The sequence below is a fragment of the Curtobacterium sp. C2H10 genome, from assembly GCF_025407985.1.
Lineage (GTDB): Bacteria > Actinomycetota > Actinomycetes > Actinomycetales > Microbacteriaceae > Curtobacterium.
Genome location: NZ_JABXGF010000080.1, coordinates 1 through 10,246, shown reverse-complemented (window position 1 = coordinate 10,246; position 10,246 = coordinate 1). Strand labels below are relative to the sequence as shown.

9 protein-coding genes are annotated in these 10,246 nt (G+C 72.7%); 7 read left to right on the top strand and 2 right to left on the bottom strand.

The features are described 5' to 3' along the window. On the bottom strand, nucleotides 1-930 hold a 930-nt coding region (locus tag HWD93_RS17720; protein WP_261647531.1), incomplete at its 3' end, for a LysR family transcriptional regulator. A 70-nt stretch (nucleotides 931-1,000) separates the two neighbouring features. On the opposite strand from HWD93_RS17720, the gene HWD93_RS17715 reads away from it, so the two are divergent. The 4 genes from HWD93_RS17715 (at nucleotide 1,001) to HWD93_RS17700 (ending at nucleotide 4,600) form a co-directional block, all read left to right on the top strand. Further along, nucleotides 1,001-2,050, top strand: coding sequence for an aminotransferase class V-fold PLP-dependent enzyme (locus tag HWD93_RS17715; RefSeq protein ID WP_261647530.1), 1,050 nt, complete (start codon nucleotides 1,001-1,003; stop codon nucleotides 2,048-2,050). Nucleotides 2,051-2,164: 114 nt separating this feature from the next. Further along, entirely contained in the window at nucleotides 2,165-3,550 is a 1,386-nt protein-coding gene (locus HWD93_RS17710; RefSeq protein WP_261647529.1) for a glycine--tRNA ligase, read from the top strand. Between the two features lie 148 nt (nucleotides 3,551-3,698). After that, a complete protein-coding gene (locus HWD93_RS17705) occupies nucleotides 3,699-4,433 on the top strand; it encodes a DsbA family protein (protein WP_261647528.1) in 735 nt (244 codons plus the stop codon). Further along, complete coding sequence (locus HWD93_RS17700) at nucleotides 4,430-4,600, top strand: hypothetical protein (RefSeq protein ID WP_261647527.1); 171 nt, start codon at nucleotides 4,430-4,432, stop codon at nucleotides 4,598-4,600. The genes HWD93_RS17705 and HWD93_RS17700 overlap by 4 nt, the downstream gene beginning before the upstream one ends. A 7-nt stretch (nucleotides 4,601-4,607) precedes the next feature. Here the strand turns inward: HWD93_RS17700 and HWD93_RS17695 are convergent, their stop codons facing one another. Next, nucleotides 4,608-5,090, bottom strand: a complete 483-nt coding sequence (locus HWD93_RS17695; protein ID WP_261647526.1) for an aminoacyl-tRNA deacylase — start codon at nucleotides 5,088-5,090, stop codon at nucleotides 4,608-4,610. A gap of 47 nt (nucleotides 5,091-5,137) precedes the next feature. Between HWD93_RS17695 and dusB the strand changes: the two genes are divergently transcribed. The 3 genes from dusB (at nucleotide 5,138) to dnaG (ending at nucleotide 9,675) form a co-directional block, all read left to right on the top strand. After that, nucleotides 5,138-6,310 (top strand): tRNA dihydrouridine synthase DusB, encoded by a 1,173-nt coding sequence (dusB, locus tag HWD93_RS17690; RefSeq protein WP_261647525.1) that lies wholly within the window; start codon nucleotides 5,138-5,140, stop codon nucleotides 6,308-6,310. After that, nucleotides 6,307-7,596, top strand: coding sequence for a deoxyguanosinetriphosphate triphosphohydrolase (locus HWD93_RS17685; protein WP_071294833.1), 1,290 nt, complete (start codon nucleotides 6,307-6,309; stop codon nucleotides 7,594-7,596). Before dusB ends, HWD93_RS17685 begins: the two co-directional genes overlap by 4 nt. A gap of 150 nt (nucleotides 7,597-7,746) precedes the next feature. Continuing rightward, the gene (gene dnaG / locus HWD93_RS17680) at nucleotides 7,747-9,675 is read left to right on the top strand and encodes a DNA primase (RefSeq protein WP_229085307.1); all 1,929 of its coding nucleotides are present in this window, start codon (nucleotides 7,747-7,749) and stop codon (nucleotides 9,673-9,675) included. The last annotated feature ends 571 nt before the right edge of the window (nucleotides 9,676-10,246 follow it).

Sequence of the window (10,246 nt, the reverse complement as noted above, 5' to 3'; positions counted from 1 at the left end):
GCCCCGGGCAGTGGCGGTCCCGCCGTGCTCGAACTCCGCGACGCCGGGCTGTCGTACGGCTCCCGTGCACTCTGCTCGCACCTCGAGCTCGACCTCGCGCCGCGCGAGCTCGTCGCTCGCCGGCGTGACCGAGACGCCGGGCGGCACCACGGTGGTCGTGAGCGCGAGGCGGGGGAGCAGGGCCACACCGAGGCCCGCCGCGACCAACCCGACGACCGCCGCGGCGTTGTCCGTCTCGAGGACGATGTCCGGGGTGAAGCCGGAGGCGGCGCACGACGCGAGCAGGTGCCCCCGGCAGCGCGGGCACCCGCCGATCCAGCGCGCCTCGCGGAAGGCGGCGAGGTCCGCGACCGCGTCGGCACCGTGCGCGGACCCGCTCAGTGCCGGGGCAAGCGTCACGAGGGCGAGCGGGTCGCGACCGAGCACCCGGGTCGTGAGCGTCGGGTCGGCGCCGACGTCGTCGCCCTGCAACGCGTGCGAGAACGTCAGCGCCACGTCGACCTCGCCGCGGCGGAGCAACTCGACGGCCTCCGGCGGTTCGGCCTCGACGTACGAGGTCACCACGCCCGGACTCGTGGCCGACATCGCGGCGAGCACCGGCGGCACGAGGGTCGACGACGCGCTCGGGAACCCGGCGATCCGCACCCGTCCGCGGGCGAGGCCGCCGACGGCGTCGAGGTCCTCCTGCGCTGCTGCCAGGGCTGCCTGCACCGCGAGGGCGTGGTCGGCGAGGACCCGTCCCGACTCTGTGAGCGTGACGCCGCGCGCTCCGCGGAGCACGAGCTCGTGGCCCGTCCGGCGTTCGGCGCGGGCGAGCAGCTGGCTCACCGCGGGCTGGCTGTACCCGAGGGCGGCGGCCGCGCGGCTGATCGAGCCGGCGTCACGGACGGCGCGCAGCACACGGAGGAGTTGGGGATCGAGGTCGTCCACAACGTCATGTTATGGGGGATCGAAGAAGCCTGCCCTGGTGTGATGGGCGACCCCGCGCCACCGTCGAGGCATGGACTCCTTCGTCGACGGCTCCGGCTACCTCGCGGCCTGCACCGCCGGACTCCCCACGCGCGGCACGCTCGCCGCCATGCGCGCCGACCTCGACGAGTGGGAGCACGCCGCGTCCACGCCGGTCGCGTACGGTGCGCTCGTCGAGGAGGGCCGCTCGCTCTTCGCGCGGATCGTCGGCGTCGACCGGGCACGGGTCGCCACGGGGTCGCAGACCTCCGCCATGGTCGCGGTCGTCGCCGCTGCGCTGCCGGACGGCGCCGAGGTGGTCGTCCCCGACGGCGACTTCAGCTCGCTCGTGTTCCCGTTCCTCGCGCAGGCGCACCGCGGGGTCCGGGTCCGGAGCGTTCCGCTCGCCTCCCTCGCCGACGCGGTGCGGCCCGGGACGTCGCTCGTCGCCTGGTCCGCGGTGCAGTCGTCGAGCGGCGTCGTCACCGATCCGGAGCCGGTCCTCGAGGCGGCTCGGACCGTCGGCGCGCTCACGCTGTGCGACCTCACGCAGGCCGCCGGCGTGCTCCCGGTGGACGCGGCCCCGTTCGACGTGACCGTCACGCACGCGTACAAGTGGCTGTGCGCGCCGCGCGGGGTCGCCTTCTCGACGTTCTCGGACGCCGCGCTCGAACGGCTCCGCCCCGTGCAGGCCGGGTGGTACGCGGGCGCCGACGTGTGGTCGTCCTGCTACGGCCCCGCGATGCGGCTCGCCGACAACGCGCGTCGGTTCGACGTCTCGCCGGCCTGGCAGGCATGGCCGGGCGCGGTGGCTGCGCTCCGGCACGTCGCCGCGCTCGATGCGACGTCGTCCTGGAGGCACGCCACGCGTCTCACGGACCGGCTCGCCGACACGCTCGGGTCACCTCGGAGCGGTCAGGCGATCACGACGTTCGCGGACGCGGACGGCGCGGCCCTCCGGGCCCTCGCGGCAGCCGGGATCACCGCGAGCGGGCGGGCCGGTCGGCTCCGGCTGGCGTTCCACCTCTGGAACGACGAGGACGACGTGACGCGCGTGGCGGACGCGCTGGGCGCGGTGGACGGCTTCAGACCGGAGGGGTGAGGCCCGTTCTCCACAGGCACCGCGCCTCCCGTCCGCCGAGGCCCGTGAGGCCGGTACGCTTGCCCGGTACGTTTCCGAACCGGGCACCCAGCTCGGCGACCTCTGGAGCATCCCGTGGCACAGTCCTCCCGTCTCGACAGCGTCATCGCCCTGGCCAAGGGCCGTGGCTTCGTGTTCCAGTCGGGGGAGATCTACGGCGGATCGCGCTCCGCGTGGGACTACGGGCCCCTCGGCGTCGAGCTGAAGGAGAACATCAAGCGGCAGTGGTGGCAGCGGTTCGTCCGCGGCCGCGGTGACATGGTCGGCCTCGACTCGGCCGTGATCCTGCCGCGCAAGGTGTGGGAAGCGTCCGGGCACGTCGCGACGTTCACCGACCCGCTCGTCGAGTGCCTGCACTGCCACCACCGGTTCCGCGAAGACCACCTCATCGAGGCGTTCGTGGCGAAGAAGGACCGGCAGCCCGAGGGTGGCATGGCCGAGATCGCGTGCCCGAACTGCGGCACCCGCGGCCAGTGGACCGAGCCGCGCGAGTTCTCCGGCATGCTCAAGACCTACCTCGGCCCGGTCGAGTCGGAAGAGGGCCTGAACTTCCTCCGCCCCGAGACCGCGCAGGGCATCTTCGTGGACTTCGCGCAGGTCGTGACGACCAGCCGCATGAAGCCCCCGTTCGGCATCGGCCAGGTCGGCAAGGCCTTCCGCAACGAGATCACGCCCGGCAACTTCATCTTCCGGACGCGCGAGTTCGAGCAGATGGAGATCGAGTACTTCGTCCTGCCGGCCTCCGCGCAGGAGCACTACGAGCAGTGGATCGCCGACTCGGTCGCGTTCTTCACCGACCTCGGCATCGACCCGGAGAACCTGCGGCGCTTCGACGTCCCGGACGGGGAACGCGCGCACTACTCCGACGCCACCGCCGACATCGAGTACCGCTTCGGGTTCGCGGGGACCGAGTGGGGCGAGCTCATGGGCGTCGCGAACCGCACGGACTTCGACCTCAACAACCACATCGAGTCCTCCGGCAAGGACCTCCGGTACTTCGACCAGGCAGCGAACGAGAAGTACGTGCCGTACGTCATCGAGCCGTCGTTCGGTCTGACCCGCGCGCTCATGGCGTTCCTGCTCGACGCCTACCACGAGGACGAGGCGCCGAACGCGAAGGGCGGCGTCGACAAGCGCACGGTCCTGCGGCTCGACCCGCGGCTCGCTCCGGTCAAGGCTGCCGTCCTGCCGCTGTCCCGCAACGAGCAGCTGTCGCCGGTGGCGCGTGGCCTCGCGGACGACCTGCGCAAGTACTGGAACGTGGACTTCGACGACGCGGGAGCGATCGGCCGTCGCTACCGTCGCCACGACGAGATCGGCACGCCGTTCTGCATCACGGTGGACTTCGACACGCTCGAGGACAAGGCCGTGACGGTGCGCGAGCGCGACACGATGTCGCAGGAGCGGGTGGCGCTCGACCAGCTGCAGGGGTACCTCGCGGCGCGGTTGCTCGGCGCGTAGGCGCGGCGCGGCCGGCGCGGCCGTTCGCACAACCAAAGGCACTCCGAACCACGCTGACGCGCGGCGCGGGGTGCTTTTGGTTGTGCGCTGCGCCCGCCGCGCCCGGCAGCGCGGGAATGCGGCTGCGGCGGCCCCGGTTGCGACCAGCATGAACGACTCTGTGAAGGTCGATGTCTGGTCGGACATCGCCTGCCCCTGGTGCTACATCGGCAAGCGGAAGTTCGAGGCCGGCGTCGCCGCCTTCGCCTCGACCCCGGACGGCGCCCCGGTCGAGGTCGAGTACCACTCCTTCGAGCTCAGCCCCGACACCCCCGTGGACTTCGAGGGCACCGAGGCCGAGTTCCTCTCCGGCCACAAGGGCATGCCCGTCGAGCAGGCGCAGCAGATGCTCGACCAGGTCTCCGGCATCGCCGCGAGCGTGGGCCTCGACTACGACTTCGAGTCGATGCACCACACCAACACGGTGAAGGCGCACCAGGTCATCCACCTGGCCAAGGAGCAGGGCAAGCAGCTCGAGATGGTCGAGCGCCTCTTCGCCGCCTACTTCGAGCGCGGTGAGCACGTCGGTCAGGACGAGTCGCTGGCGTCCCTCGCGGCCGAGGTCGGTCTCGACCCGGACGAGGTCCGCGCCACGCTCCGCGACGACTCGCAGCTCGCGGCCGTCCGCGCCGACCAGGCGCAGGCGCAGGCGTACGGCATCAACGGCGTCCCGTTCTTCGTCATCGACGGCAAGTACGGCGTCTCCGGCGCGCAGGACCCGGCTGCGTTCGAGCAGGTGCTGACGCAGGTCGTCGCCCTCCGCGGGACGACCCCGTCGGACGTCGCCGAGGCCGAGCAGCGGTCCGCCGAGGACGCGGCAGCAGACGCGGAGGCGACCCGATGACGGACGTCCGCGTCGACGGCTCGGCCGAGCCGCGCCTCCAGTCCGACGGCCAGGAGGCGCGACCCGCCCTGCTCACGCTCGTCACGTCCGGCGGTGCGCCGGTCTGCGAGGGCGACTCGTGCTTCGTGCCCGGCGCCGAGGGCGTCTGGACCGAGGTCCCCGACTGAGCGGGTGCTAGCGGACGGGTTCCTCGTCGGTGATGTCGGCGACCGTCGCGCCGTAGGCCGCGACCAGGTCGTCGGCGTCGACGAAGGCGCTCGCGCCGTGCCGACCGGCGCCGAGGGCGACCCGGCGTCCGAGGATCCGTTCGTCGGCGTAGACCGGCAGGTCGCCCGTCGCGCCGATGGGCGTGATGGTGCCGCGTTCGTAGCCCGAGGCCTCGAGCGCGGTGGCGGCGTCGGGCATCGAGAGCTTGTTGACGCCGACGACGGTGCGGAGCTTCTTCCAGGCGATGGCGCGGCCGCCGGGCACGAGGGCGAGCAGGAAGCCGCCGTCGTGCCGCTTCACGACGAGGGTCTTCAAGATGTCGCCGGGCTCGATGCCGAGCAGTGCGGCTGCCCCGTGCAGGGAGTCCGCGGCGGGTCGTTCGACCACGTCGACCCGGAGCCCCCGGGCCCGTGCGTCGGCGTCGAACCTGGTGATGGCGTCGGTCGTCATGTGGAGAACGCTACCGGCGCGCACCGACGTGGGAGGATGGGAGACGTATGACGATCACTGACGCACCCGGGACGGCGACCCGTCCGGCGAAGCCCCTGCGCATCGGCCCTATCGAGGTCGACGTGCCGGTGGTGCTCGCGCCGATGGCGGGCATCACGAACATGGCCTACCGACGGCTCTGCCGCGAGTACGGCGCCGGCTTGTACGTGTGCGAGATGATCACCTCGCGCGCGCTCGTCGAACGCACTCCCGTGTCGATGCAGCTCATCCAGCACCACGAGTCCGAGACCCCGCGGTCGATCCAGCTGTACGGCGTCGAGCCGAACACGGTGGCCGAGGCGGCGACGATCCTCGTGGGCGAGGACCGCGCCGACCACATCGACCTCAACTTCGGGTGCCCCGTGCCGAAGGTCACGCGCAAGGGCGGCGGAGCGGCCCTGCCCTGGAAGCTCGACCTCTTCAAGGAACTCGTCACGAAGACCGTCCGGGCCGCCGGGGACGTCCCCGTCACCGTGAAGATGCGCAAGGGCATCGACGGCGACCACCTCACGTACCTCGACGCCGCCCGCATCGCGCGGGACGCCGGCGTCGCGGCCGTCTCCCTGCACGCCCGCACCGCCAACGAGCACTACTCGGGCCATGCGGACTGGTCGGCGATCGCGACGCTGAAGGAGACCATCACCGACATCCCGGTGCTCGGCAACGGCGACATCTGGTCCGCTGCCGACGCGCTCCGCATGATCGACGAGACCGGGGCGGACGGCGTCGTCGTCGGGCGCGGGTGCTTGGGTCGGCCGTGGCTGTTCGGCGACCTCGCGGCGGCGTTCCGCGGCGAGGGGCTGCGCTACATGCCGTCCCTCGGCGAGGTGGCGGTGGCGTTCAAGCGGCACGCCGAACTGCTCGTCGAGTTCTTCGGCAGCGAGGAGCACGGCTGCCGCGACGTCCGGAAGCACGTCGCCTGGTACTTCAAGGGGTACCCGATCGGTGGCGATGTCCGGTCCGGGCTCGCGATGGCGTCCAGCCTGCAGGAGATCGACGACCTGCTCGGGCAGCTCGACCACGGCGCTCCCTACCCCGGTGCCGACGCCGAGGGGCCCCGAGGTCGTGCGGGCCACCCGAAGCGCACCGCCCTGCCCGACCGCTGGCTCGAGTCGCGCGACGTCGACAGCGAGTTCCGCAAGGTCCTCGCCGCCGCCGAGCTGCACCACAGCGGCGGATGAGCGCCACGAGTTCGTACGGGCCGGCCGACGCCGAACGCTGGCTGCCCGAGACCCACGGCAACCGTCGGTCGGACTTCGCCCGTGACCGCGCCCGGCTCCTGCACTCGAGCGCGCTGCGACGGCTCGCCGCGAAGACCCAGGTGCTCAGTCCGACGACCGGGCTCGACTTCGCCCGGAACCGCCTGACGCACTCGCTCGAGGTCGCCCAGGTCGGCCGCGAGCTCGCCGACTCGCTCGGTCTCGACCCCGACGTCGTGGACACCGCCTGCCTCGCGCACGACATCGGGCACCCGCCGTTCGGCCACAACGGCGAGACGGCCGTGAACGCGTGGGCAGCGGGCATCGGCGGGTTCGAGGGGAACGCGCAGACGCTGCGGCTCCTCACCCGGCTCGAGCCGAAGGTGTACGGCGCCGAGCCCGAGGACCACCGTCCGTACGGGCTGAACCTCACGCGGGCATCGCTCGACGCCAGCTGCAAGTACCCGTGGCCGGCGGCCCAGGGCGTGTCCGAGGCGTCGTCCGGCCGCACCAAGTTCGGCTTCTACGACGACGACCACGACGCGTTCGAGTGGCTCCGTGCCGGTGCTCCCCGTCGGCAGCGCTGCATCGAGGCGCAGGTCATGGACCTGTCGGACGACATCGCGTACTCGGTGCACGACTTCGAGGACGCCGTCGTCGCGGGGTTCATCGACGTCGCTGCCCTGGGCGACCGGGTCGGTGAGAACGACATCGTGTCGGCCATGCACGCCTGGGTCGGCTCGGACCTCAGCCGCGACGAGCTGCTCGAGGCGTTCGACCGGCTCCGCTCGTTGCCGCTGTGGATGACCTCCTACGACGGGTCGCGACGAGACCTGGCGCGGCTGAAGAACCTCACCTCGCAGCTGATCGGTCGGTTCGCGCGGACGGCGACCGCGGCGACGCGGGAGTCCTACGCCTCGGGCTCCCTCGTGCGCTTCGCGGCATCGGTCGTGACCCCGCCCGAGATCATCGGCGAGATCGCGGTGCTGAAGGGCATCGTCGCGGCGTTCGTCATGACGCAGGGCGATCGACAGCCCGTGTACGAGGACCAGCGGCGGATCCTGACCGAGCTCCTCGACGCCCTCGCGGCGAGCGGCAGCGCCGACCTCGAGCCGGGCTTCGCGGCGGACTGGCGTGCTGCGTCCGACGACGCCGGGCGGTTGCGGGCCGTGGTCGACCAGGTGGCGAGCCTGACCGACCAGGGTGCGCTGGCGTGGCACAAGCGGCTCGTGGTCGGGGACCGCGAGACGGTGCACATCCCGGTCTGACGGTCGGGCCCGGGTCACGTGCGCTGCGCCCTGGCCGCGACCCGCGGCGGGGCGGCGCCGGCGGGGCGGGGCCGAGCCGCGCCTCCTGGCCGTTGTCCACAGGTCTCGTGACGGTCGGCCGACGTCGGTCGCACGAACTAGGATCGAGGGGTGGCTGGGAGGATCGCGCGGAACGACATCGACGAGGTCCGCTCGCGTGTCAACATCGCCGACGTCGTCGGCGACTACGTGACCCTGAAGTCCGCCGGGGTGGGCTCGTTGAAGGGCCTCTGCCCCTTCCACGACGAACGCTCCCCGTCGTTCCACGTCCGTCCCCAGGTCGGGCGGTACCACTGCTTCGGCTGCGGCGAGGACGGCGACGTCTTCGACTTCGTCATCAAGCAGGACCACACGACCTTCCAGGAAGCCGTCGAGCGGATGGCCGCGAAGATCGGCTTCACGCTCCACTACGAAGAGGGCGACGGCCCCCGCACCGACTACAACGCCCGCGCGCGGCTCATCGCCGCGAACGAGGCGGCGCAGCAGTTCTACACCGCGCAGCTCACGACGGCGGCGGCCGAGCCGGCCCGGCAGTTCCTCGGTGAGCGCGGATTCGACCCCGCGGCGGCGCAGCACTTCGGCGTCGGCTTCGCCCCGAAGTCGTACGACGCACTGCGGGACCACCTGCGCGGTCGTGGGTTCTCGCTCGAGGAGATCGTCTCCGCCGGACTCGTCAGCCAGGGCGATCGGTCGCCGTACGACCGGTTCCGCGGGCGCCTCATGTGGCCGATCCGCGACGTCACCGGGGCGACGATCGGCTTCGGTGCGCGGCGGCTGCTCGAGGACGACAAGGGCCCCAAGTACCTCAACACGCCCGAGACCCCGATCTACCACAAGAGCCAGGTGCTCTACGGGCTCGACCTCGCCCGGCGGGACATCTCGAAGCAGAAGCAGGTCGTGATCGTCGAGGGGTACACCGACGTCATGGCGTGCCACCTCGCCGGCATCACCACCGCGGTCGCCACCTGTGGCACGTCGTTCGGCGTCGACCACATCAAGGTGCTCCGGCCGATGCTCGGCGACTCGGCCAGCCGCGACCTCTCGCAGCTCGGCAACATCGTCTTCACGTTCGACCCGGACGAGGCCGGGCAGCGCGCTGCCTCGCGGGCGTTCGCGGAAGAGAGCCGCTTCGCCTCGCAGACCTACGTCGCGGTCGCGCCGGGCGGGCTCGACCCGTGCGACCTCCGGCTGGCGCGGGGTGACGCCGCGGTCACGCGCCTCATCGAGACGAAGCGTCCGATGTTCGAGTTCATCATCCGTCGTCGGCTCGCGGCGCACGACATCGAGACGGCCGAGGGGCGCGTCGCCGGCCTCCGCGACGCCGCACCGGTCGTCGCGGGCATCCGCGACCGGACGCTCGCGACGGCGTACACGCGCGAGACCGCCAAGTGGCTCGGCCTCGACATCCCCGAGGTGCGTCGCGCGGTCGAGAACGCCCGGCAGCGCGCGGGCGCGTCGACGACCGACCACCGCTCAGGAGGCGCGGCTCCAGCCACGCACGCCGGCTCCGGTGGCGAGGCGGTCGCCGTCCCGGACGAGCCCGTGGCCGGGCTCCGACTCCTGCCGAGCGACCCGATCACCCGCATGGAGCGCGACGCCGTGATGGCGATGGTGCAGCAGCCCGGGCACGTCGGCGCGCCGCTCCTCGGGTTGGCGGCGGCCGCGACCTTCTCGGCGCCGATGCTGTCCGTCGTGCGGGACGCCGTCGTGGCGAACGTCGACGCGATCGGCGCGGGGGACTGGCTCGAACGGTTGCTGCAGGACGTGCCGGGGCCGTTCCGTGGCCTCGTGCAGGAGCTCGCGCTCGCACCGATCCCGGCCCGCACCGACGAGGACCTGGCCATCTACGCGCGGAGCATCGTCGTCGCGCTGGTGGAGCGGGACCTGCTCGCGCGGAAGGCATCGCTGCTCGGGCAGTTGCAGCGCGCGGACCCGAACGAGCAGGCCGATCGGCGGGCGGAGATCCAGCGGCAGCTCGTGGACATCGACGCGCAGCGGATGCGGTTGCGCGCGGACGCCGAGGCGGCGGCGAACTCGTAGGCGGGTCGCGGCGCCCACCTGGCTGCCGTGCGGTCGGGCGCCCGTGGTCGCCCGTGGTCGCGCGGGGTCGTTCGCCCCGGGTTCGTTCGCCGAGGTCGCACGACACGCCGCGTGCGTGTCGCCGAGGTCGCACGAACGGCCGGTCGGTAGCGCTCGGAGCGGCACTTCGTGCGACCTCGGCCCCGGGCGCCAGCCCCGCGCACGAAGTGGGCCCGCGTGCGGTGGACGTGACCGGAGCTCCACCGCGGGATGCGGTGCGGACTGGCGCCGCGCCTCCAGGGTGCCGAGGTCGTACGACGCGCCGCGTGCATGTCGCCGAGGTCGCACGAACGGCCGGCCGGTAGCGCTGGGAGCGGCACTTCGCGCGACCTCGGCGCTGCCGGCTGGCGCCGGCGGCAGGCCGGAATGCCGAGCGGGCGGGACACGCCGCGTGCGGCTCGGCGAGCGAGCGGAACATGCCGCATGCCGGGCGTGAGGGGTGTGTACATCGCCCGCTCGCGAGCCGGCGAGCCCGGCGAGCCCGCCGAGCCGCCGAGCCGGCGAGCCGCCGAGCCGGCGAACCCGCCGAGCC

Excerpts from the sequence above, each read along its gene's own strand:
- HWD93_RS17715 (WP_261647530.1), top strand. The coding sequence starts at position 1,001 with ATGGACTCCTTCGTCGACGGCTCCGGCTACCTCGCGGCCTGCACCGCC.
- HWD93_RS17705 (WP_261647528.1), top strand. The coding sequence starts at position 3,699 with ATGAACGACTCTGTGAAGGTCGATGTCTGGTCGGACATCGCCTGCCCC.
- HWD93_RS17700 (WP_261647527.1), top strand. The coding sequence starts at position 4,430 with ATGACGGACGTCCGCGTCGACGGCTCGGCCGAGCCGCGCCTCCAGTCC.
- HWD93_RS17695 (WP_261647526.1), bottom strand. The coding sequence starts at position 5,090 with ATGACGACCGACGCCATCACCAGGTTCGACGCCGACGCACGGGCCCGG.
- dusB (WP_261647525.1), top strand. The coding sequence starts at position 5,138 with ATGACGATCACTGACGCACCCGGGACGGCGACCCGTCCGGCGAAGCCC.
- HWD93_RS17685 (WP_071294833.1), top strand. The coding sequence starts at position 6,307 with ATGAGCGCCACGAGTTCGTACGGGCCGGCCGACGCCGAACGCTGGCTG.